The sequence below is a fragment of the Sulfitobacter sp. genome, assembly GCF_041552635.1.
Taxonomy (GTDB): domain Bacteria; phylum Pseudomonadota; class Alphaproteobacteria; order Rhodobacterales; family Rhodobacteraceae; genus Sulfitobacter.
The window spans coordinates 11,468-33,888 of record NZ_JBFEKM010000009.1 but is presented as its reverse complement, the minus strand read 5'-3'; the positions used below and the strand labels follow the sequence as shown (position 1 = coordinate 33,888).

General features: G+C 59.5%; 25 protein-coding genes and 1 other RNA gene. 13 read left to right on the top strand and 13 right to left on the bottom strand.

The features are described from left to right. Nucleotides 1-291: 291 nt before the first annotated feature. Both ABYT07_RS02030 and ABYT07_RS02025 read left to right on the top strand, forming a co-directional pair. Nucleotides 292-1,068, top strand: a complete 777-nt coding sequence (locus ABYT07_RS02030) for a Bax inhibitor-1 family protein (protein ID WP_372989034.1) — start codon at nt 292-294, stop codon at nt 1,066-1,068. Nucleotides 1,069-1,230: 162 nt separating this feature from the next. Continuing rightward, nucleotides 1,231-1,539, top strand: coding sequence for a DUF1272 domain-containing protein (locus tag ABYT07_RS02025; RefSeq protein WP_372989033.1), 309 nt, complete (start codon nt 1,231-1,233; stop codon nt 1,537-1,539). A 91-nt stretch (nt 1,540-1,630) separates the two neighbouring features. On the opposite strand, the gene ABYT07_RS02020 is transcribed toward ABYT07_RS02025, so the two are convergent. From ABYT07_RS02020 to gatC, 7 genes are all read right to left on the bottom strand, one after another. After that, complete coding sequence (locus ABYT07_RS02020) at nt 1,631-2,323, bottom strand: VIT family protein (RefSeq protein WP_372989031.1); 693 nt, start codon at nt 2,321-2,323, stop codon at nt 1,631-1,633. Nucleotides 2,324-2,421: 98 nt separating this feature from the next. Then, entirely contained in the window at nt 2,422-2,589 is a 168-nt protein-coding gene (gene rpmG, locus ABYT07_RS02015) for a 50S ribosomal protein L33 (RefSeq protein ID WP_005852281.1), read from the bottom strand. 185 nt (nt 2,590-2,774) lie between these two features. After that, nucleotides 2,775-3,186, bottom strand: an RNA gene (gene rnpB / locus ABYT07_RS02010) — RNase P RNA component class A. Between the two features lie 72 nt (nt 3,187-3,258). Next, complete coding sequence (locus ABYT07_RS02005) at nt 3,259-3,921, bottom strand: N-acetylmuramoyl-L-alanine amidase (RefSeq protein WP_372989049.1); 663 nt, start codon at nt 3,919-3,921, stop codon at nt 3,259-3,261. 18 nt (nt 3,922-3,939) lie between these two features. Further along, complete coding sequence (locus tag ABYT07_RS02000) at nt 3,940-4,683, bottom strand: hypothetical protein (RefSeq protein WP_372989029.1); 744 nt, start codon at nt 4,681-4,683, stop codon at nt 3,940-3,942. Between the two features lie 41 nt (nt 4,684-4,724). Next, nucleotides 4,725-6,212 (bottom strand): Asp-tRNA(Asn)/Glu-tRNA(Gln) amidotransferase subunit GatA, encoded by a 1,488-nt coding sequence (gene gatA / locus ABYT07_RS01995; protein WP_372989027.1) that lies wholly within the window; start codon nt 6,210-6,212, stop codon nt 4,725-4,727. Continuing rightward, entirely contained in the window at nt 6,212-6,499 is a 288-nt protein-coding gene (gene gatC, locus ABYT07_RS01990) for an Asp-tRNA(Asn)/Glu-tRNA(Gln) amidotransferase subunit GatC (protein WP_372989026.1), read from the bottom strand. Before gatC ends, gatA begins: the two co-directional genes overlap by 1 nt. A gap of 186 nt (nt 6,500-6,685) precedes the next feature. Here gatC and ABYT07_RS01985 point away from each other — a divergent pair, with 186 nt between their 5' ends. Next, nucleotides 6,686-7,378, top strand: coding sequence for a metal-dependent hydrolase (locus tag ABYT07_RS01985; RefSeq protein ID WP_372989025.1), 693 nt, complete (start codon nt 6,686-6,688; stop codon nt 7,376-7,378). On the opposite strand, the gene ABYT07_RS01980 is transcribed toward ABYT07_RS01985, so the two are convergent. From ABYT07_RS01980 to ABYT07_RS01970, 3 genes are read right to left on the bottom strand one after another with little or no spacing between them, the layout of a single operon-like run. After that, the gene (locus ABYT07_RS01980) at nt 7,375-7,803 is read right to left on the bottom strand and encodes a hypothetical protein (RefSeq protein WP_372989023.1); all 429 of its coding nucleotides are present in this window, start codon (nt 7,801-7,803) and stop codon (nt 7,375-7,377) included. The two genes, ABYT07_RS01985 and ABYT07_RS01980, sit on opposite strands and share 4 nt — an antisense overlap. After that, complete coding sequence (locus ABYT07_RS01975) at nt 7,800-8,420, bottom strand: DUF5671 domain-containing protein (RefSeq protein ID WP_372989021.1); 621 nt, start codon at nt 8,418-8,420, stop codon at nt 7,800-7,802. The genes ABYT07_RS01980 and ABYT07_RS01975 overlap by 4 nt, the downstream gene beginning before the upstream one ends. 6 nt (nt 8,421-8,426) lie before the next feature. Then, nucleotides 8,427-8,882, bottom strand: coding sequence for a nucleoside deaminase (locus ABYT07_RS01970; protein ID WP_372989019.1), 456 nt, complete (start codon nt 8,880-8,882; stop codon nt 8,427-8,429). Nucleotides 8,883-8,945: 63 nt separating this feature from the next. Between ABYT07_RS01970 and ABYT07_RS01965 the strand changes: the two genes are divergently transcribed. The 10 genes from ABYT07_RS01965 to dtd all read left to right on the top strand — a co-directional run bounded on the left by ABYT07_RS01965 (nt 8,946) and on the right by dtd (nt 17,569). After that, nucleotides 8,946-9,956, top strand: coding sequence for a pseudouridine synthase (locus ABYT07_RS01965; RefSeq protein WP_372989017.1), 1,011 nt, complete (start codon nt 8,946-8,948; stop codon nt 9,954-9,956). Between the two features lie 98 nt (nt 9,957-10,054). Then, a complete protein-coding gene (locus ABYT07_RS01960; protein ID WP_372989015.1) occupies nt 10,055-10,285 on the top strand; it encodes a hypothetical protein in 231 nt (76 codons plus the stop codon). Further along, entirely contained in the window at nt 10,285-11,148 is an 864-nt protein-coding gene (locus tag ABYT07_RS01955) for a 5-bromo-4-chloroindolyl phosphate hydrolysis family protein (RefSeq protein ID WP_372989013.1), read from the top strand. The genes ABYT07_RS01960 and ABYT07_RS01955 overlap by 1 nt, the downstream gene beginning before the upstream one ends. Nucleotides 11,149-11,181: 33 nt before the next feature. Beyond that, nucleotides 11,182-12,357 (top strand): toxic anion resistance protein, encoded by a 1,176-nt coding sequence (locus ABYT07_RS01950; RefSeq protein WP_372989012.1) that lies wholly within the window; start codon nt 11,182-11,184, stop codon nt 12,355-12,357. Between the two features lie 17 nt (nt 12,358-12,374). Then, complete coding sequence (locus ABYT07_RS01945; protein ID WP_372989010.1) at nt 12,375-13,334, top strand: DUF2927 domain-containing protein; 960 nt, start codon at nt 12,375-12,377, stop codon at nt 13,332-13,334. A gap of 32 nt (nt 13,335-13,366) precedes the next feature. Further along, nucleotides 13,367-14,473: an SPFH domain-containing protein gene (locus ABYT07_RS01940; RefSeq protein WP_372989009.1), complete on the top strand. Its 1,107-nt coding sequence runs from the start codon at nt 13,367-13,369 to the stop codon at nt 14,471-14,473. A gap of 222 nt (nt 14,474-14,695) precedes the next feature. Then, nucleotides 14,696-15,232 carry a cytochrome b/b6 domain-containing protein gene (locus tag ABYT07_RS01935; protein ID WP_372989008.1) on the top strand — a complete coding sequence of 179 codons (537 nt, stop codon included), beginning with the start codon at nt 14,696-14,698 and terminating at the stop codon, nt 15,230-15,232. A gap of 93 nt (nt 15,233-15,325) precedes the next feature. Next, complete coding sequence (locus tag ABYT07_RS01930; protein WP_372989007.1) at nt 15,326-16,453, top strand: primosomal protein N' (replication factor Y) - superfamily II helicase; 1,128 nt, start codon at nt 15,326-15,328, stop codon at nt 16,451-16,453. Further along, entirely contained in the window at nt 16,450-17,124 is a 675-nt protein-coding gene (locus tag ABYT07_RS01925; RefSeq protein WP_372989006.1) for a nitroreductase, read from the top strand. Before ABYT07_RS01930 ends, ABYT07_RS01925 begins: the two co-directional genes overlap by 4 nt. A 1-nt stretch (nt 17,125) precedes the next feature. Continuing rightward, nucleotides 17,126-17,569 carry a D-aminoacyl-tRNA deacylase gene (gene dtd, locus ABYT07_RS01920; protein ID WP_372989005.1) on the top strand — a complete coding sequence of 148 codons (444 nt, stop codon included), beginning with the start codon at nt 17,126-17,128 and terminating at the stop codon, nt 17,567-17,569. A 91-nt stretch (nt 17,570-17,660) separates the two neighbouring features. Here dtd and ABYT07_RS01915 read toward each other — a convergent pair whose 3' ends face one another. From ABYT07_RS01915 to ABYT07_RS01905, 3 genes are read right to left on the bottom strand one after another with little or no spacing between them, the layout of a single operon-like run. Beyond that, nucleotides 17,661-18,851, bottom strand: coding sequence for an HlyD family efflux transporter periplasmic adaptor subunit (locus tag ABYT07_RS01915; RefSeq protein WP_372989004.1), 1,191 nt, complete (start codon nt 18,849-18,851; stop codon nt 17,661-17,663). Next, the gene (locus ABYT07_RS01910; RefSeq protein ID WP_372989003.1) at nt 18,848-21,100 is read right to left on the bottom strand and encodes an ATP-binding cassette domain-containing protein; all 2,253 of its coding nucleotides are present in this window, start codon (nt 21,098-21,100) and stop codon (nt 18,848-18,850) included. Before ABYT07_RS01910 ends, ABYT07_RS01915 begins: the two co-directional genes overlap by 4 nt. Beyond that, complete coding sequence (locus ABYT07_RS01905) at nt 21,097-22,419, bottom strand: TolC family protein (protein ID WP_372989002.1); 1,323 nt, start codon at nt 22,417-22,419, stop codon at nt 21,097-21,099. The genes ABYT07_RS01910 and ABYT07_RS01905 overlap by 4 nt, the downstream gene beginning before the upstream one ends. Nucleotides 22,420-22,421: the final 2 nt, after the last annotated feature.

The window sequence follows — 22,421 nt, the reverse complement described above, 5'->3', positions numbered from 1 at the left end:
ATGGTTACGAAGCTTTTGGCTGCCAGCCCTGTGCCTGCATCCAAACCTCGCGACCAGTTACAACAGCTGCCAGAAAAACAGCGCACCCACATAGCCATAAAAATACAGCTAATACAAAGATTTGCGCTGTACATCTCTGGGGCCGGACAAAAACCGGATAATTTGTTGGAACAAGAACCTTTTATCGCCGTTAAACTCTTGAAAAACGGGGCGTCTGACCCGATATTCGTTGCAATACCGGGGTCGGATTGCCGACACCGCAACCATTATTTAGCTTTTTGGAGGACATTCATGGCCGACGTGAACACCATCCGGTCCGCAACCGGAACCCGCGCCGCCACTATCGACGAGGGCCTGCGCGCTCACATGAACAAGGTGTATGGCACCATGTCTATTGGCATGCTCATCACCTTTGCTGCTGCCTGGGCCATTTCCGGCCTTGCGGTAACGACAGATCCCGCTGCTGCCGTGGCGCAGATCGGGGCTGACACCTACCTCACGTCGCTCGGGTCGGCGCTGTACCTGTCGCCGCTCAAATGGGTGGTCATGTTCGCACCTCTTGCCTTTGTCTTCGGCCTAGGTGCCGCGATGAACAAAATCTCGGCAGCCACGGCACAGACCTTGTTCTATGCTTTCGCAGCCGTGATGGGCGTTTCGATCAGCTCGATCTTTCTGGTGTTCACCGGCTATTCGATCATCCAGATTTTCTTGATCACGTCGATCTCTTTCGCGGGTTTGTCCCTGTGGGGCTACACCACCAAGAAAGACATCTCGGGATGGGGTAGCTTTTTGATCATGGGCGTGATCGGCCTGATCGTGGCATCGGTCGTGAACATCTTCCTTGGATCGCCTGCACTGGTATTCGCAATCTCTGCCATCGGTGTGCTGATCTTTGCGGGTCTGACTGCCTATGACACGCAGAACATCAAGAACACATACTTGGCCCACGCCCAGCACGGCGACCAAGAGTGGCTGCAAAAGTCCGGGATCATGGGCGCGCTTAGCCTCTACCTGAACTTTATCAACATGTTCATGATGTTGCTGCAGCTCTTTGGGAACCGCGAATAAGCGGACATCTGCCCGGCAGTATCCGAAAGGGTCCGACCCTGAAATCAAGCGCCCGTCAGAGAAATCTGGCGGGCGTTTTTCGTTCGTCCTGCAATGTCGCCTTGCACTGGGCACAGCCTCAGCGTTTGATGAACAAAGGCGCGCTATGACAGGAGAACCACCATGCTTGAACTACGCCCCAATTGCGAGATGTGCGACAAGGACCTGCCAGCAGATGCCTCTGATGCACGGATATGCAGCTATGAATGCACCTTCTGCGCCGCCTGCGTCGAGGATGTATTAGAGAATGTCTGCCCCAACTGCGCAGGTGGCTTTGTGCCGCGCCCGATCCGACCCAAGCTGGACCGGCGCAACGGGGTCAGCCGCGCGCATCAACCTGCGTCGACCACACGGCGCGGTTTGAAATATGACATTGAAGATATTGCGCGCCAGACCGCCGCAACAAAGGGCATCGCGCCGAAAGATCGGTAGACTGCTTGACCGTGGTCTGACGGGCTTGGCTGTGCCTATCAAAGCACCCTGGTCCCGTCTGGCACCAGCCATCCGGTGCAAGCATTGCGGATCAGACGACAGTAGCGCCGAAAAGCTGACCGACCCCGGCGGTAAAGGCCATTGCCACCACCCCCCAAATGACCGCCCGGGCCATCGCGGGCCTAATGGGCGCACCGCCAAGTTTAGCACCACCGCCCCCCAGCAAGATGAGCGCCAGAACAGCGGTCACTGCAATGGTCGCGATATCCGTCGCCGTCGGTGCCACAAGGGCTGCAGCAAGGGGAAATGCCCCCCCGACGCCAAAGGCCAGGGCAGACGCCCCAGCGGCCTGCAACGGGTTCGCCTGACCAGCAAGGCCGAACATCCCTAGCTCTTCGCGGGCATGGGCCCCCAAAGCGTCGTGATCGGTCAACTGCGTAGCAACTTCGATGGCGAGCGAGGGTTCAACCCCCCGGCTTTCCAAGCCCTCTGCAAGCTCTTCCAATTCGTAGTCCGGATCTTGTTCTAGAGCGATGCGTTCACGTTCAAGATCAGCCGCTTCAACATCCGCCTGCGCAGAAACCGAAACATACTCACCTGCTGCCATGGACAATGCCCCGGCTGTAAGGCCGGCAAAGCCTGTCAGCACGACATTTCCAGGTTCCATCCCCGCCGAGGAAACCCCTACCAGCAGACTCGACATTGAAACGATTCCGTCATTTGCGCCCAAAACGGCAGCACGCAGCCAATTGCTGCGATTGATGTAATGACCTTCTTTGGGCATCGGATCACTTTCGGAACAGGCGGCAGAGAATCATAGGCTAAAAACGCAAAAGACCGCACACAAGGGCGCGGTCCTGCGTTCAAAAAGATCGGCAGATCTTACTTGATCTTGCCTTCTTTGTATTCGACATGCTTACGAATAACGGGGTCGTACTTTTTGATGACCATCTTTTCGGTCATGGTACGCGCGTTTTTCTTTGTAACATAGAAATGGCCTGTGCCCGCGGACGAGTTCAGACGGATCTTGATCGTGGTTGGCTTCGCCATAGTCGTTCTCCTGCAACAACGAGCGGACCGCTAATCGACCCCGTACTCGTGAAATCCTGAGATTTGGGTTCTAGTCACGCCTGCGCCCGAGTCAACCGCTATTTCCCGACGTCAGCGGAAAGGAGGCGGAAAATTCGAATTTTCCGGTCCGGAATTTTTAAAATTCCGAGTTTCAGCCGAAAAAGATGCGCGGAGGGCCTATAAGCCGGATTTTGTCCCTGCCCGAAGACAGGGGATGACCATTCCTCTGACCATACAGTTGCCTGCATGGCTATAGCTGCCAACCCGGACCTGCTGGGGCAGAAGAAGCCCCGCCTTGCCTGTTGCCAGACGCGGCGCGCGGTCCCTATTTGGCATTGCTCCCGGTGGGGCTTGCCATGCCGGGGATGTTACCACCCCCGCGGTGCGCTCTTACCGCACCGTTTCACCCTTACCGCCCCGGTGGTATCGGTTGCCCGACCCGCTGGGATGGCGGTATATTTTCTGTGGCGCTGTCCGTCGGGTTGCCCCGCCCGGGCGTTACCCGGCACCGTTTCTTCTGGGAGTCCGGACTTTCCTCGAACCTGTTGCCAAGCCCGCGGCCATCCAGCCTTCCGCGCGCTGCACGCCTAGCGCCTTGGGTCGGGCGGGGTCAATCTGTTTTGAACCAAGGATGCCTCCGGCGGGGATTTATTTCCATTTGGAAGGAGGAACGTGGCAAAGATCGAAGTCTGCCGTGCACAGCGGCCCCTTGCGCCACGGAGCAAAGCGCAGGCGGGTCGTGTGTAGCAATGTTTCCAACTCTGCTTCAGCCGTAAAGCCTGCTTGGTTGGCCGTTGCTATGAAATTGTCTGGTAGGGGCACGGCTGTCTCAGGTGCCACATGACCAAGTGCTGCCATGCCTTGCCGGGCAAGGCGGGCCCAGTCAAATTTTGGGCCTGGGTCCATTTTTCGGCCCGGTGCCATATCTGAGTGGCCGATTACGCCCGCAGGCGGGATACCCCAACGGTCCATGATGCCCCGCAATAGCGTTTCGAGCGCAGACATCTGAGGTTCCGAAAACGGGTGCGTGCCACGGTTGTCCAATTCAACCCCGATAGAACGGGAGTTGATATCATTCTGCCCGGCCCATTCGCCCTGCCCCGCATGCCACGCGCGCATGTCCTCTGCGACCATCTGCGTCACGCATCCCTGACCCGAGATCAGGTAGTGCGCCGAGACTTCGGCCGTTGCGTCACAAAGCCTCTCAAGCGCCGCTGCGGCGTTTTCCTTTGCTGTGTAATGGATCACAACCAAAGAGGGCCGCAGCCCATCGCGGCGCGGCCCGAAATTTGGGGACGGGTGTTGTTTCACGTCCACGATAAAACGCAGTTAGCCGTCAACACGCTTGCGGTAGGGGCTTGGATCCCAAGTGCAGGCAAAGCCATCACCATCGGGGTCCATGCCCGCGCGGTCACGCTGTGGGCCACCATCGCTCAGAAAGGCGATCTGGGCTTGGTCTGGGTGGCTGTATTCGCCACAAGCGCGCGCGTATTTGCGTTCTTTGTTAAAGCCGCGGCGGGTGTAAATCTTGGTCCCCACGGCATGTGTGTTTTGCAGAGCGTAGGCGACGATATTTGGTCCGGCATCGGCGCGGTCTGGCAATGCCTCGGGTTGGACAACGCGGTATTGCGCGCGGTTTGCGGCGATCCTTGCGGCATCACCCGCGATGCTGCGTTCCCCTGCCACGGCGTCAAAGTTGTTTTCCTGCGATATGCCTTCGGCGTTCAACACCGGTGGTGCCGGGTTTGACGGGCTGGCGTTCACCGGTTCAACCCCCGAATTGGTCGCCGCATCATTGCCCAGACCACCGGGGCGTGTCGCGTCCAGTATCCGCGCGGTCTCGGCCGCTGTTGCTTCGGCAGAGCCGTCCATGGGCGCAAGCGGCGCGGCGGTCACCGCAGCAGGTGCTGGCAGTGCCGCCGATGATCCGCTGGTCAAGGCCGCATCACGTTGCGTTTGCCCCGCCTGAAAGCTGTCGTTGAACCCGACGCCGCGCCCGCTGTCGGGGATCGCGGGCTGGCACGCGGACAGGGCCATGCCCATGGCTGCAACAAGAGAGAAACGTATGATCATTGGACCTGCTTTTTTATCTGCACTGCATTGTTTCGGGCCTTTTACCACCATTTCGCAGGCTTGGCTACAAAGCCTGCCGCCTTCTCAAGCGCATAGGCGGTAGACAGCAGATCCGCCTCTTCCCAAGGGCGGCCGATCAATTGCAGCCCCAAAGGAAGACCTTGGGCATTGGTGCCCGTGGGCAGCGCAATACCGGGCAGACCTGCAAGGTTGACCGTCACAGTAAAGACGTCATTCAGATACATTGCGACCGGATCCGCATCCGTCATTTCGCCGAGACCAAAGGCTGCTGACGGGGTCGCGGGCGTCAGAATACTGTCGACCCCGCTGGCGAATACGTCTTCGAAATCTTTCTTGATCAAGGTGCGCACCTTGCGGGCACGGTTGTAATAGGCGTCGTAAAAACCGGCGCTTAGCACATATGTCCCGATCATCACGCGACGCTGCACCTCGGGGCCAAACCCTTCGGCGCGGGTCTTTTCATACATCTCTGTGATGCCGTCGCCCTGATCCAGCTTGGCGCGGTGGCCATAGCGCACACCGTCATAGCGCGCGAGGTTCGAAGACGCCTCGGCCGGGGCGATCACGTAATAGGCGGGAAGCGCATATTTCGTATGCGGCAGGGAAATATCGACAATCTCGGCCCCAGCATCGCGCATCATCGCAATGCCATTCTGCCAAAGCTCATTGATCTCTTCGGGCATGCCATCCATGCGATATTCGCGCGGGATGCCGATCTTTTTGCCACGAATGTCGCCGGTCAGGGCGGCCTCGAAATCTGGCACGGCCAGATCTGCGGATGTGCTGTCTTTGGCGTCATAGCCCGCCATCGCACCCAGCATGATCGCAGCATCGCGCACGGTCTTGGTCATCGGTCCGGCCTGGTCCAGCGAGGACGCGAACGCCACCACACCCCAACGCGAACACCGCCCGTAGGTGGGTTTGATCCCCACGGTGCCGGTAAACGCCGCGGGCTGGCGGATCGACCCGCCGGTATCCGTACCCGTCGCCGCCAGACACAAATCAGCCGCAACTGCCGCCGCTGACCCACCAGACGAACCACCGGGCGTCAGTTGGGCATCATCGCCCGCACGCCGCCAAGGGTTCACCGCATTGCCATAAACCGATGTCTCGTTCGACGATCCCATGGCGAATTCGTCCATGTTCAGCTTGCCCAGCATCACAGCGCCCGCATCAAACAGGTTCTGTGACACGGTGCTTTCATACTCCGGCAAGAAGCCCTGCAAAATGCGCGATCCGGCCTGTGACGGCACACCTTTGGTGCAGAAAAGATCCTTGATGCCAATCGGCAAACCGCACATCGCAGGCGCATCGCCCGCCTTGATCCGCGCATCGGCAGCCTTTGCCTGATCCATCGCCAGATCGCCGGTGTGGTGCACAAATGCGTTCAACGCGCCCGCACCCTCGATCGCACCCAGACATGCGCCCGTCAGTTCCGCCGACGACACATCGCCCTTGCGCAATGCATCGCGCGCATCGGCCAAGCCCAGTTTGTTCAGATCAGCCATTATTCCACCACCTTCGGGACCGCAAAAAATCCTTCGCGCGCATCTGGCGCATTCGCCAAAATCTTGGCCTGCTGGCCACCGTCGCGCACCACGTCGTCGCGCTGTTTCAGCACCTGAGGCGTGACAGACGTCATCGGCTCGACCCCCTCAACATCGACTTCATTCAGCTGCTCGATGAATCCAAGGATATTGTTGAACTCTTGCGCAAGTGCTGGCAACGCGGCGGGGTCAACCTTGATACGGGCCAATTTGGCCACCCGTGCGGCTGTGGTCTCGTCAATGGACATGGGCGCTCCTTATCTCTTTGGCAGCCGTTTACCGCCCCCCGCTGCCCCCTGCAAGTCTGGGCTGGCCCTAAGCGGCCCAATCACCCCGCCTTGGCTTCATTTTGCCAAATAAACTCCCGCCGGAGGCTCCCCAAAGCGGCAACATGGGCTAAGCTCTCGTTCAGACTTACCCAAGGGAGAACCCACATGAACATTATCTGGCTCGGCCACGGCAGCTTTCGCATTGAATTAGAAGATCAGGTTTTGTTGATCGACCCCTGGCTGACGGGCAACCCGATGCTGGACAGCGAACACCACGCAGCAGCCCTTGAGGGGGCCACGCAAATCCTGATCACCCACGGCCATTTCGACCACACGCAAGATTTGAAAATGGTCGCAGAAACAACCGGCGCACCGGTTGCGGGCATGGTCGAACTGATGGGATATTTCGATGCCCAAGGCGTCCAGAACACCACAGGCTTTAACAAAGGCGGCACGATCAACTGCGGCAAAGTCGCGGTGACCATGGTGCCCGCATCGCATTCCTCATCGGTCAGCGGGGACAGCGGGCCGGTCTATATGGGGGCCGAAACCGGTTTCATGATCTCGGGCGAGGGCCACACGATCTATGTCTCGGGCGACACCGGCATTATGGCAGATATGGAATGGATGGGCGACTATCACAAACCCGATATCGGCATCCTAAGTGCGGGCGGTTTCTATACGATGGACATGGCGCAGGCGGCCTATGCCTCCAAAAAATACTTTGACTTCAAAACGGTAATCCCCGGCCACTACAAAACGTTTCCCGCACTTGAACAATCCGCCCAAGCGCTGGTCGACGGTCTGCCCGGCGTCAATGTGATTGAACCCGAAGTGATGAAAGCCATCGCGATCTAGTTTTTCGGCGCGATCGTACCAGTCAAACACACAACATTCCCTGCGCGCAGCTCCATGTCCGTGCGCAGGGATCCGGCCTTGCGTGCCTCCTCGGGGTCCAACGCCAGTGTGACACAAACCTCGAACGCCTGATCGCTTAGGCGGTGATAAACATAGGGCGCGCCGGTGACCGCGTCTTGGGTCGGCAATGCCCTGCTGGCGAAAGCGGTCGATCCGGGGCAATCCGGCACTTCTGCAAGGCTTTGAGGAAGCACCTCATCGTCCCCGACACAGCGCAAGCGGCTGCGCCAGCCGGCAAGATCCTCAAGCCGGTCAGCGTCTTGTTTTTGCAGCCGCGCGTGGGTCGGGCTGCCGACAACCCAAAGACCGCCGCCGATGGCCGCAGCAACCAGCGCGCAAAACCCGATCAGCAAAATCCGGTTCATTGCGGTTCGCCGCGCCGAATGTCCTTGAAGTAGAACAAGAATATCCCCCCTGCGACGACCATAATAATCAGCGCCTTGATCAAGAATTGCCCCGTCAAATCCCCCGTCAGCAAGGCAAAGACCGTCGCAACCAGATCACCCAACAAGGTCATGGCGGCCAAAAGCAGCGCAATATACGTCAGCCATTTGCGCATCGCCGACCGGTAAAGCGCGGGATCCTGCGCAAGTTTCCGCCGCTCGCGCAGGGTCAGCCACAGATACAACGGTGCCATCACGATCAGCACCGACACGCCCCAACGGATCTGCCGTGTCGTGCCATAATTCTCTTCGGCAAAGGCGAGATCAACCAGTGCTTGCAGCACCAGCACCAAATTCACAGCGCCGGTCAGCAACAGCCCAAAGGTCAGCGCGTAAACAAAGAAATCGCGCGCCGATACGGTCGCCACAGGCCGCGGGATCGGCGGCGAAAACGGGGTCTCGTCCCAAGCCGCCAATGCGTCGTGCACTTCGCTGACGCTCCAACCCGCGCGGGTCAGGGCGGTGGAAATCTCGGTCCGGGTTTTGCCCGCGACCAAGGCATCGCGTACAAACAGGCTTAGCGCGTCTTGGTTTGCCATATCGGGCTATCCTTTTCTTTTCTTTACGAAAAAATCTCTCAGCAACGCCTCGGCTTGCGCCGTCGCAATGCCGTCGTACACATCCGGCACATGGTGGCACTGCGCATGGGAAAACACCCGCGCGCCCTGCGCCACCCCACCCGATTTCGGGTCGGATGCCCCGTAATACAAGGTCGCCAGCCGCGCTGCCGAAATCGCACCGGCACACATCGCGCAAGGTTCCAGCGTCACATAAAGCGCATAGCCCCCCAAGCGTTCGACCCCCGCCGCCGCACAGGCCGCGCGGATCGCCAACACCTCGGCGTGGGCGGTCGGGTCATTCAGTTCGCGAGTGCGGTTGCCTGCCCGTGCAACGACCTGCCCTTGGGGGGAAATGATGGCGGCACCCACAGGCACTTCGCCGCGCGCAGCGGCATCGCGGGCTTCCTCGAGGGCGATATTCATGAAGGACGTAAAAACCATTGCACCACATGGCCGCAAACGGCACCCTTTCGCAAGCGTTTGAAACAGGGTAAGCGCTGGTGCATGAGCCAAGATAACCCAACACAGCCGCCCAAATCCGACACCCCGCCCGGTGATCGCATTGCCAAAGTTCTGTCTCGCGCAGGGCTTGCCAGCCGCCGCGAGGCCGAACGCATGATCGAAGCGGGCCGCGTGCGCGTCAACGGGGTGCAAATCGATTCGCCCGCTTTGAACGTGACGCCCTCGGACAAGATCAGCGTCGATGGCAAACCTGTCGGCGACCCCGAACCGCCGCGCATGTGGCTATATCACAAGCCAACCGGCCTTGTGACGACGAATCGCGATGAAAAAGGCCGCGGTACGATTTTCGATGATCTGCCCGAAGACATGCCCCGCGTGATGACCATCGGACGACTTGATTTGAACTCCGAAGGACTGCTGTTGCTGACCAATGACGGCGAGGTAAAGCGCAAGCTGGAACTGCCGTCAAACGGATGGCTGCGCCGATACCGCGTGCGCGTCAATGGACGCCCCTCGGACGAGATGCTGGAACCTTTGCGCACCGGCATCACTGTGGACGGCGAAGAATTCCAACCCATGACCGTCACGCTGGACCGCCAGCAAGGCGCGAATGCGTGGCTGACCATCGGTTTGCGCGAAGGCAAGAACCGCGAAATCCGCCGCGCAATGGAGGCGGTGAATCTGTCGGTCAACCGCCTGATCCGCACCAGCTATGGCCCGTTCCAGTTGGGCGAACTAAAACCCGGCGAGGTTGAAGAGCTTAAGCGCAAGGTCGTGCGGGACCAGCTGGGCATCGAGATCGAGGACAACACCGGCACGGCCATCAAGAAAAAGCCAAGCCACATCGTAAAACGCAAGCCGCGCAAACCCGGCGTTCCCGGCCCCGGTCGCCCCGGCCTGCCCAAGGAACCGGGCGACAAGACCGCGACCGGCAAGGTCATTCCCGGCAAGCCCAAGCCCGGTTACGGCAAATCCAAAGCGCCCCGACCGCCGTCAGACGCGCCCAGCCCACGCAAATTTGGCACCCGCGTGAAAAGCACCCGCAAGCCCTGAATTTGGGCGTTATCGGCAAGGGGCAACGATCCCTTGCCGGATAATCCCTAGCAGCACCACGACAGAACCCCTATATGTGGTGCAGAGGGAAAATTCAGATGGGTCGATTGTTTCTATTTATCGTTCTTTTGTCGCTGCTTGTCGTGATTGTTTTAATTTTGACAACACTTGTCGCGCGCGCCATGAACTTGGCACAGAACATCTTAAGCCCCACAAACTTACAATTCAAAGAGGGCCTTATGGTACCCACTCCATTTCAAAAAATTACCTATGTGGCCTTGCTTGTGCTGCTGTTCGGTGTCGCCACCGGTTGGCTGGGGGGCCTGTAATGGCGCAGCGTTTCGGCGGAAAATACAGTCAGGGCGGCGATGCCAAGCAGACCAAAAGGATCGAAGTCGATCCTGTCGGCGCGCGGTCGAACTTGCTTTTTATCCCTGGCATTGTGCTGGTTTTCACGTCGCTGAACGATGGCGCGCAGGGGCTGGCCCTTGGACTGGTCGCAGCCGCAGCGCTGACCGGTGCCGCCTTGATGCTGCGCGAAGGGGTCAAGGCCGAGGCGGCCTACCGCGCGCGCAAAGTGGCCGAACGCCCCGCCCTGCCCCGCAAGATGATTGCCAGCGCGCTGACCGGTATCGGGGTCGCCTTGGCCGCCTACAAGAACGACCCCGGTGTGATGGCGGCGGTTCTTTACGGCGCTGCGGCCATCGGCCTGCATGTGTCCGCCTTTGGGATTGATCCGCTGACCTCAAAGGGAATGGAGGGCGTCGACAGCTTTCAAAAAGACCGTGTTGCCCGCGTCGTCGACGAGGCTGAAAAACACCTGACCGCGATGAGCGCCGCAATCGTGCGCACGCGCGATCGCCAAGCGACAGAGCGCTTGGAACAGTTCCAGACCACCGCCCGAACCCTGATCCGCACCGTCGAAGAAGATCCGCGCGATCTGACCGGCGCACGCAAATATCTGTCGGTGTATTTACAAGGCGCACGCGACGCCACGATCAAGTTCGCCGATATCTTTGCCAATACTCAGGATGCGCAAGCCAAAGCCGATTATCTTATCTTATTGGATGATCTGGATAAAAACTTTGCCGCACGCACCCAAAAGTCGTTATTGGATGACAAAACCGACCTGACCATCGAAATTGACGTGCTGCGCGAGCGGCTTTCCCAAGAAGGTGTGCGTCTGAAGTGACCCGCTTTGCCCTAGAACAGGAACCCAAAAACCATGTCTGAAACCGTCCGTGAAAAAGCATCGCAATCCATCGCTTTGGTCGATGAGGTCACCGCTGTTGTATTACCCGAGCCCTTGCCTGCCGATGCCGTCATCACCCTGGACAAGGCCGACGGCCCGATGAGCGCTGAAATCAAAAGCCGCATGGCAGAGATCGACATGGAAGACACGCATTCCATCATCGGTTTCGGGTCCGGTGCGCAGGCGGAACTGCAAGAAATCAGTCAGGCCATGCTGCAAGACGTGCGCAACAAGGATATCGGCCCCGCCGGTGACAGCCTGCGCAACATCGTCACGACGATCCGTGACTTTTCGGTATCCGAGCTTGATGTCCGCCGCGAACGCAGCTGGTGGGAACGCCTGCTGGGACGTGCCGCCCCCTTTGCCAAGTTCACCGCCAAGTTCGAAAAGGTCCAGTCCCAGATCGATCACGTCACAGGTGAGCTGTTAACCCATGAACATACGCTGCTCAAAGACATCAAATCGCTGGATATGCTCTACGAAAAGACGCTGCAATTCTACGATGAACTCGCGCTTTATATCGCCGCCGGCGAGGCCAAGCTGGCCGATCTGGATGCCACTGCCATTCCCGCCAAAGAGGCCGCCGTCAAAGCAGCACCCGAGGATGATCAGGTCATCCTTGCGCAGGAATTGCGCGACATGCGCGCAGCGCGCGACGATCTGGAACGCCGTGTGCATGATCTGAAACTGACCCGTCAGGTGACGATGCAATCGCTGCCCTCGATCCGGTTGGTTCAGGAAAACGACAAATCCTTGGTCACCAAGATCAATTCGACCCTCGTGAACACCGTGCCGCTTTGGGAAACCCAACTGGCCCAAGCCGTCACCATCCAGCGTAGCGCCGAGGCCGCCGTGGCCGTGCGCGAAGCCAATGATCTGACCAATGAATTGCTGACCTCGAACGCGAAAAACCTGCGTGAAAGCAACAAGATCATCCGCACAGAGATGGAGCGCGGCGTTTTCGACATCGAAGCCGTCAAACAGGCCAATGCAGACCTGATCGGCACCATCGAGGAATCGCTTCAGATCGCCGACGAAGGCAAGGCGCGCCGTGCCTTGGCTGAAAAGGAACTGCAAGAGATGGAAGGCAAGCTGCGCGACACGCTTGCATCGGCCAGCGCGCCGAAACCAGCGGCAACAGCCGGTTAAATTTTGGGTGCTTCGGGATGAGGTTTGAAGTTTTTCAGCACAGGCGGGGTATGATGGCAGGGGCCGCTTTGGCCCTGCTGACCGCCTGTGCAGCGCCCCCCGTGGCCCCGACGTTGAAACCCATTGCGCGCCCCACGCTTGCCGCAATGCCCCCCCCCGTGGTGGCCAAGCCGACCTCGGAGGCCAGCGCCAAATTGCGCAGCTATTTCAACCAGATCCAACAGGCGCAGCTTAACTCTGGGCTGTTGCGCCGCGATGGTGGTGGGCCTGACACGCCCTTTACCGCCGATATGCTGGTGCGCAACTTTGAGAAAATCGCATTTTATAACGAATACAATGCCAACCTGACAGGCCATGGCGACAAGACCTTGATGCGCCGCTGGGAAAGCCCGGTACGCATGGCCATCGTCTTTGGTGACAGCGTACCGCCTTCTGAACAGCAAGCCGATGCGGCGACGATCCGCACCTATGCCGCGCGGCTGGCGGGGATAACCAGTCATCCGATTACGGTGGTAGGCAGTGCCCCTAATTTCATGGTTATCGTCGCCGGCGAAGATGACCGCGATACCGCCTTGCAAGAAGCCGCGCGGCGCATCCCCGGCGTGACCCCTGCCAGCCTTGCCGCCCTGCGCGACCTGCGCCGCGACACCTATTGCATCGTGGCGGCTTATGCAGGCGGTGCCGACCCCAGCGTCTATACCGCTGCGGTCGCGGTGATCCGCGCCGAAAACCCGTCGCTGATGCGTCTGTCTTGCATCCACGAAGAACTGGCCCAAGGGTTGGGGTTGGCCAATGACAGCCCCATCGCGCGCCCGTCGATCTTTAACGATGACGATGAATTTGCGCTGCTGACCCGCCATGACGAAAAGCTGCTCCAGATGCTGTATGACCCGCGCCTTCAGGCCGGAATGAGCGCCGAACAAGCAGCCCCGATCACCCGCATCATCGCCCGCGAACTGACTGGCGGGCCAATCTAGCCCCGCTGCCACGCTCCCGAAAGGACCACACCATGGGTATTCTCGATTTCCTCTCCGGCCAATTTATCGACGTCATTCACTGGACCGATGACACCCGCGACACCATGGTCTGGCGCTTTGAACGCGAAGGTCACGAGATCAAATACGGGGCCAAGCTGACCGTGCGCGAAGGTCAGGCCGCTGTGTTTGTCCACGAAGGGCAGTTGGCCGATGTGTTTACGCCGGGCCTCTACATGCTTGAAACCAACAACATGCCGATCATGACGTCGCTGCAGCATTGGGATCACGGCTTTAAAAGCCCGTTCAAATCCGAGATTTATTTCGTCAACACAACGCGGTTCAACGATCTGAAATGGGGCACCAAGAACCCGATTATCGTGCGTGACCCTGAATTCGGCCCCGTGCGCCTGCGCGCCTATGGCACCTATTCTGTCAAAGTCTCGGATGCCGCGCGTTTTCTGTCCGAAATCGTTGGCACCGACGGTGAATTCACCATGGACGAGATCAGCTATCAAATCCGCAACATCATCGTTCAGGAATTCTCGCGTAGTATTGCGATGTCGCAAATTCCGATTTTGGATATGGCCGCCAACACCCGCGAATTGGGCAAGGTCGTCAGCACCGAGATTTCGGCAACCATTGCGGAATACGGCCTGATGATCCCTGAACTTTACGTCGAAAACGTATCGCTTCCCCCTGCGGTGGAAGAGGTGCTGGACAAGCGGTCTTCGATGGGGATGGTCGGGGACTTGAACAAATACACCCAGTTTCAGGCCGCCGAAGCGCTTGGCCGCGATGGTGGCGCAGGGGCCGCGATGCAGGCAGGTCTGGGTGCAGGTCTGGGCATGCAGATCGGTCAGGCCGCCGCCGCACAAGCAGGCCCGTGGGGCCCGCGCCCGACCGCCGCAGCCCACACACCACCACCGATGCCCGAAAAGGTCTGGCATCTTGCCGAAAATGGCGAAACCAAGGGTCCATTTTCCAAGGCCTCCTTGGGCCGTATGGCGGCAGATGGCAGCCTGACACGGGCGACATTTGTCTGGACGCCGGGTCAGGACGGTTGGAAAACCGCCGATGACGTGGACGAGTTGGCACAGCTTTTCACTGTTCTGCCACCGCCCCCGCCGCCAGCCGGCTAAACGGGATGTCATAGCGCGGCGTAGGATGGGGGATATTGCCCCGTCCCGAAACTTTGACCCGCGCCGCGCCGTGGTTGCCCCAGAATGAAACGTTTATTACATACCCCCTTTGCCTGTCCGGCCACAGTCGGTCCCGCATTTCCCCTGCGATCCGCCTATAGGGCGATCTGTGGCATCGTGCGGCGCCCGTCCTTACCTGCTCTCACGCGCGGACCGCAGTAGATGCGCTGGCCACACCGACGCCGCATTCTGAAACTGGTCCATTGGGCGATGGTCCCGATGTTTGCGTGGTTCATTCTGGTGCAGCCCGCCGACGTGGCGCGCATAGGGCCCCTTGCGGTGCGGTTCCATTCCGTGATGGGTTTGGTGTTCGTCAGTGCCGCGCTGTTCTGGACGGGGCTCTATCTGCGCAACGGCTTGCTTGGCCGTCCCGGCCCCAAGCTGACAGGCTGGGCGCGGTGGCTGCATCCAATCCTGCACAAGACCTTGATCTGGGGCATCTTCGGGGTCGCTTTGACGGGGCTGCTGATTGGCATCACCTCGACTGTGCAGCTTTGGGCCGGGGGGATCGTGCCGATCGCCGTCCCGTTGGATATGCCGCGCGCCAATGACTGGGTTGGCACGCTGCACAGCATCGAATTCTACGGCCTTGCCCTGATTGCCGCCCTGCACGCCGGCTTCCACATCTGGCGACATGTCCGCCTGCGTGACAACGCCCTGCGCATCATGGTGCCCAAGGCGCTTTACCGTTTTCTTTGACGCCGCCCACGCCCGACCTTTTTTCAAGTCTTCCCTAGCGACGCGTCCCGCTGCGCGCTATGTCTTGTGCAAGCCTGCCCAATGGACGTCTTCATGCCCGATAGCCCCGCCTTTGATACGCCCCCTCCGCCCCCCGGCCCGGAGGAGGAACACCGTTTTCCTTGTGACACCTGTGGATCTGACCTGCGGTTTGACCCCGACACATATCAACTGGTGTGCGACCATTGCGGCAATACCGAAGCCATCTCGGGCAGACGCGCCCACCACCCCATCGCCGAGCTTGATTTCCGCGCCGCCATCGCGCGCGAATTGCCCCAAGCTGAAATGGAAGAAACCCGCGTCACCAATTGCCCCAATTGCGCTGCTCAAGTTGAATTCGACGATACCAAACACGCCACGGAATGCCCGTTCTGCGCCACGCCTGTGGTGGTCGATACCGGCCTGAACCGCCACATCAAACCCCGTGGGGTATTGCCCTTTGCCCTGACAGAAACCGTCGCCCGTGATGCGATGACCAACTGGCTGGGGGGACTGTGGTTCGCGCCCAACGGTTTGCAGGACTATGCCCGCAAGGGGCGCAAGATGCAGGGCATCTATGTGCCGTACTGGACCTATGACGCCAACACCCAGTCCGACTATAGTGGCGAACGCGGCACGGTGTATTACGTCACGCAGACCATGATGGTCGATGGCAAGCGTGTGCAAAAACAGGTGCCCAAAGTCCGCTGGAACCATGCCTCCGGGCGGGTCGCACGGTTCTTTGACGACGTGCTGGTGCTGGCATCGAAATCCCTGCCCAAACGGTTCACGGACGCGCTTGAGCCGTGGGATCTGTCGGCCCTTGAACCCTATGCGCCAGAATACCTCGCGGGGTTTCGCGCCGAAGCCTATGCCATCACCCTCGAGGATGGCTATACCGAGGCGCGCCATGTCATGGATGCGATGATTGAACGCGACGTGCGCTTTGACATCGGCGGCGACCGCCAGCGTATCCACAACATCCAGACCCGCGTCAGCAATGTGACGTTTAAACATGTGCTGCTACCCGTCTGGTTGGCAGCCTATAAATACCGCGGCAAGACCTACCGCTTTGTGGTCAATGGCCGCACCGGAAATGTGCAGGGCGAACGGCCCTACTCTGCACTCAAAATCACCTTCGCCGTGATCCTTGGCCTGCTGGCCGCCGGGATTGCCGGCTATTTTATGGCGCTCCAAAAATGACCCAGATTGATACGCTGACCGACACCCTGCAAGCGCGCTATTCGTGCCGCGCCTTTCTGCCTGATCCTGTCGCCGATGATGTGATCACCCGCATTGTCACGGCTGCGCGGCACGTCCCAAGTTGGTGCAACGCCCAACCTTGGCAGCTTAGCATCACCAAAGGGGCCGCAACCGACCGCCTGCGCACAGCCCTGTTGGCGCACGCAACCAAAGGGGCCGTGCCCCAGCCCGACCTTGACTGGCCTACAGGGTACTCGGGCGTCTACAACGACCGCCGCCGGACCTGCGGTTTTCAACTCTACGACGCCGTGGGGATCGACAAATCAGATCGCGAAGGTCGCACGGCACAGATGCTGCGCAACTACGCCCTGTTCGACGCGCCCCACGTGGCAATCATCACCTCACCGACTCAACTGGGCGCTTACGGCGCGATGGACAGCGGCGGCTTTGTCACCGCCTTTACGCTGGCCGCAACCGCACTCGGGGTGGCAACAATCGCCCAAGCCGCCATTGCCACCTATGCGCCCCTGGTGCGCGACCAGCTGAACATCCCCGAGGATCGGATGATCCTCTGCGCGATCTCGTTTGGCTACGCCGACAAGGACGCCCCAATCAACCAATTCCGGACAGAACGCGCCGCCCCCTCAGACATCATAGATTGGAACAGCTGACATGCGCGCGCTTTTACAAAGGGTCACCAACGCCTCTGTCACCGTCGACGGGGCAATCATCGGGCAAATCGATGCAGGTCTGCTGATCTTCGTCTGCGCCATGCCCGACGATACCGAAGCCACGGCACAAGCGCTTGCCGCCAAGATCGCCAAACTGCGTTTGTTCAAAGATGACGCGGGCAAAATGAACCTGAGCCTTGCCCAGACGGAAGGCAGCGCGCTGATCGTCAGCCAGTTCACCCTCGCCGCAGACACTTCACGCGGCACCCGGCCCGGCTTCTCCTACGCCGCCAAACCGGATCAGGCCAACGCGCTTTACGAACACTTCATTACCTGTATCAAAGCGCTCGATGTGCCGACCCAGACCGGACAATTCGGCGCGGACATGTCCGTGGCCTTGACCAATGATGGCCCTGTCACCCTCTGGATAGACACCCAAGCCTGACGCGTTTCAACCGGTTGTTCTGGCCACCCGGCTTCTCTGGCTCAAAAATATCCTCGGGGGTTTGGGGGCAGACAGCCCCCATTTCCACGGCTTAAGGCTCGCGAAACGCTTCTTTGGATTTGTACAAGGGCTTCAACAAATACTGCAAAACCGTCTTTGATCCGGTGTGCAGTTCGACACTTGCCTGCATGCCGGGCCTAATCTGTAACGATGCCTGACGCGGTGTCAGATGCTCTGTGTCAACTTGCAGGGTCACCTTGTAATGCGGATCACCATCAGGGCTGCGGGACCGCTCGTCCTTGAACGTATCTGCCGAAATCAGCTTCACAGTACCCTTCAGTGTGCCGTAAATCGTATAGTCATAGGCCGACAACTTGACCGTCGCCTCTTGGCCCGGCCGGACACCTGCGATGTTCTCGGGCTTGACGCGGGCTTCGACAAACAGTTCTTCATCCAGCGGGATAATCTGTAAAATCTCTTCGCCCGGACGCACAACGCCGCCGATGGTTGTGACGCTCAGGTTATTCACAATCCCCCGCAGCGGGCTAAGCAGAATGGTCCGGTTCAACTGGTCGGTGCTGGACTTAAGGTTCTGCTTCAGCGTTGCCAGCTCTTTCAGCACGTCAGAATATTCCTGCGCGCGCTCAAGCTCGGTGCCCGTGGTGATCTCGTCCAACTTTATGCGAGCATCGGCATGGACCTTGCGCGCGCGGGTCACTTCGATCAGCGACACGATCTTTTTCTTGTGCATGTTCTCCAGCAGTTCGCGTTCTTTCGCAGCTTGCGTCAGAACCCGCTGCGCCCCCTCTGACCGGGACACAAAATCGGATTGCCGCGCCTTCAAAAGCCCCCGCTCCGAGGCAACGATATCCGGCGTGCGCTGCGCGAGTTCATCGGGAATGTCCAGATCGAACTGGCCTGCCAACTCGGCCTCAAGGCGCAGACGCCGGATTTCAAAGGCGCTGATCTGGTCTTGCAGATCATCAACCGACGACTGGAACTGCGTGCCATACAGCCGCGCCAGCACATCGCCTTTTTCAACGACATCGCCCTCGCCTACGGCAAGTTCAGCCAGAATACCGCCCTCAAGGTTCTGAATGATCTGCGGGCGCGAAGAAGATATCATCGACCCTTCGGCGCGCACAATCTCGTCCACCCAAGCAAATGCCGCCCAAAGCAGGAAGACCAGTAGGCTGGCAGCGCACAGCCAGACCACCATCGACGGGCCGCGCATCTGTTCATTCATCTGCGTGCCCAGATGGGTGGTGCTGACCGTGCTCATGCGACACTTCCCTTGTGGCTGTGCTCTTTTTGGTCGGGCATCTTCTGGCCGGCCAAATGTGCAAGAACTTTCTCTTTCGGACCATCAATCGTCATGCGCCCGTCTTGCAAAACCACGGTGCGGTCGGTCAGCGCCAGAATGGGCGCGCGGTGCGTGGCGATGATGGCCGTGCGGCCTGCCATCCATTTTTGCAGCCGTGACACCAGCGTAGCCTCAAGCTGCTGGTCCAGCGCGGCGGTCGGTTCATCCAGCAGGCAAATCGCAGGGTCTTGCAACCACAGCCGCGCCCATCCGATGGACTGGCGCTGGCCGATGGACAGGCCCGCCCCTGCATCCTTGATCTCAAGGTCCAGACCCTTGTGGTGCTTTTTCACGAACGGTCCCAGCCCCGCAAAATCAAGCGCAGCCATCAAGCGGTCATCATCCCGCTCGAGCATGGTCAGGTTCAGGTTATCGCGCAAACTGCCGGAAAACAGGCGCACGTCCTGCCCCAGATAGCCGATCAAACGGCGCAGGTCGCGTGGTTCGATCTGGGACATCTCGGTCCCGTCAAGCAAGATGCGCCCTTCGGTGGGGGCGTAAAGACCGCTCAGCAGTTTCAGCAGCGACGATTTGCCAGACCCGTTCGCGCCCAGAACCGCGATATGCTGGCCCGGTTGGATCATCATGCCTTTGACATCCAACGTCGGCGCACCATCGTCTTCATAGCGGAAAATCACATCGCGCAGCTCGAACTGGCCTTTCAGTTTTTCGCGGCGCAGATAGGTTCGTGCCTCGTCGGTGTCCTGCGCGGCCCCGACAATGGCGTCCAACCCGTCAAGCGCGCCTTTGACATTGCCCCAGCGTGCCATCGTACCTGACAACTGCGTCAATGGCCCCAACGTACGCCCCGTCAGGATGCCCACCGCAATGATCGAGCCCACAGTAAACTGACCGGCAAACACCAGATAGGCACCTGTGATCACGGCGGCGACATAGGTGCCTTGCTGGATGCCCTGGCTCCAGAACGTGAGGAAGGACGACAGTTTCCGCTGCTCGGATGATTTCAGTGATGCCAAAGTGTTCAATTCTGTCCACAACCGCATCACGCGATCTTCGGCCCGCTGGGTCTTGACCGTATCAAGCTCGAAAATCGCCTCGTGCAGTAGCCGCGATGATTTGGTCGTGGCCCCTTGGGTTTCCTGCGTTAGCTGGATCGCCTTTTTCTGCAGGAAAAAGCTGGGCACCAGCATCAAGATACCGCCCAGCACCAAAACCCACACCACATTGCCCGCAATGCTGGCCACAAGGAACAAAAAGACAAAGATAAACGGGATGTCAGCGATGGTGCCGATGGTCGATGCGGTGAAAAATTCGCGCACCGATCCGAATTCACGCATCGCCGAAAACTGCTGGTTCGGTGCCTGGCCGCGCAGATCGGACCGCATCCCCAAAATCCGCTTCATCAAGATATCTTGCACTGACAGTTCAACCTGACGCCCTGCCCCATCCATCAACCGCGCGCGGGCCATCTTCAGGAACGCCTCCATCAACAGCGCAAGGCCGGCACCGGCGGCCAGAACCCAAAGCGTGGCCTCGGACTGGTGCGGGATCACGCGGTCATAAACCTGCAATGAAAACAGCGCCACGGCGACGGCCAAAAGGTTGGCCACAAACGACCCCATCGCGACTTCGATCAGCTGGCGACGGAATTTCGGGAACTGCCCCCAAAACCAGTGCGCAGGCGCGCCGTCGGTTTTATGGGTCTTGGCAACAGTGCTCAGCGATGCTTCGGCGCGCACAATGAGGCCTGCGAAAAACGGTTTGAAATCCGTCATCGGCACCATGGCGCGATTGTCTGTGCAGGTCTTGTCATAGACGATCAAATCGCCGCGCGTCTGGCCCATGACCAAAAGCACCTGACCAGATGTCATATAGGCCAGCGCGGGCCAGATGTCTTTCGACAAGGCGCTCACCCGGCTGACTTGGGTCAGCAGGCCAGCGCCTTCCAGCCCCTTGGCAATCGCCCCGGCTTCTTGGTCCGCCTTGGCACCTTCGACGGTATGGGCGGCGATTTTATCAAACACGTCGCGCGGCGCTGTCTCTACCCCCAGCAGACCGGCATAGGTCGCGGCAAGCTGCGCGCGCGCCATCAGACGGTCTTCCAGCCGGTTGACGTTATCGGCCTTGGGCTGCGCTGCGTTTGCTGCGGCAATCCGGCCTTGATTGCCGTTGGTGATCGTCAGGGTAAAGGTAGGCTTCTGGGTCAAATCGCGCTCCCGTCGGCCAGTACGCCCTGAATTTCAGCCATGTCGATTTTCAACCGCACCACATCATATTTCAGCACGACCTGCGTTTGTTGCTGGCGGGCATAGGTTTCATACACCCCCACCACATCCATCACCTGACGCTGGCCGGCATCATATTGTTCTTGAAAGATATCCAGATTGCGTTTGGCTTGCGCGGCAAGGGTCGCGGCCTCGGCGGCCTGACGCGTCTTGGCGCTGATCTGCCGTTCCAGACGGCGCAGGTTGCGGTTCGAATCCTCGACCGATTGACGCACCTTGCGGGTCGACGTTTCTTCGGCCAGTGCGATGGCTTCAAGCGACGCTTTGGTGCCAAAGCCCAACAGTTGATCGGAACTGACGCGCAGCCCCAAAGTGCTGCCCTCGCCCACAGTACCGCCCGCAGACAGGCCCGGCAATTGCCCTGCGCGCGCGACCTTGGCGGCGGCAATGGCGCGGGTTTTTTCGGCCTCGGACCGGATCACAGCCAGCGGTTCCCCCGCGAATGTGTTAACGGGAATATCAGGCACGCCGCGCACTGCGTCCAGCGGGCTGATCGACATGGCGTTCAGCTCGGAAATCGACGTCGCCTCGCGTTCCATGGCAGCTTCTTGGCTGGCGCGGATCTCGGAGAGTTTCTGGCGCAGAATGGTGAGGTCGGACATGTCTGACACACCGCCCTTGACCCGTTCCTCCATCACCCAGTTGAAATGGGTCATATCCTTGAGCGTGCCTTGCCCCAGCACAGCAGCCTCGCGGGCCTCGGCGGCGGTGGTGTATAGCTTGAGCGCGGTTGCGACCCGTTTATTGGTGTCTTGCGCCAGTGACACGGCGGCAACTTCGACATCGGCCACGGCAAAAGCACGTTCGCCCTTGCGACGGCCATTGTCGAACAACACTTGATCAACCACCAGATTTGCGGCAAGCGACCCCAGCGAGGTCAAACTGACCTGCGGGCCGATCTTCGGCAGCCAGTTTTTGCTGGCCGCCTCAGAGCGCAACGTGGCGGCGCGCAGCTCTGCCTCGGCGGTGCGGCTGTTGGCGGCCAGAACCGCCGAGGCGACCTGATCAGAGACGGTGCCCTGTGGCAAAACAGAAGACCGCAGGGACAGACCCTGAATGATCTGACTGTCTGCGGTTATTTTCTCTGCATAGGTTGGTTTCATCGCTTGCGAGGCATCGGGGGTTTTCATCCGTGCCACCATGTCCGCCGGATCAAACCCGCCGCCGATGTCCGACATGCAGCCAGACAAGGCAAGCGCCGCTGCGCAAAGCCCTCCTGACCATGTTAAACTGTGCCCCATAT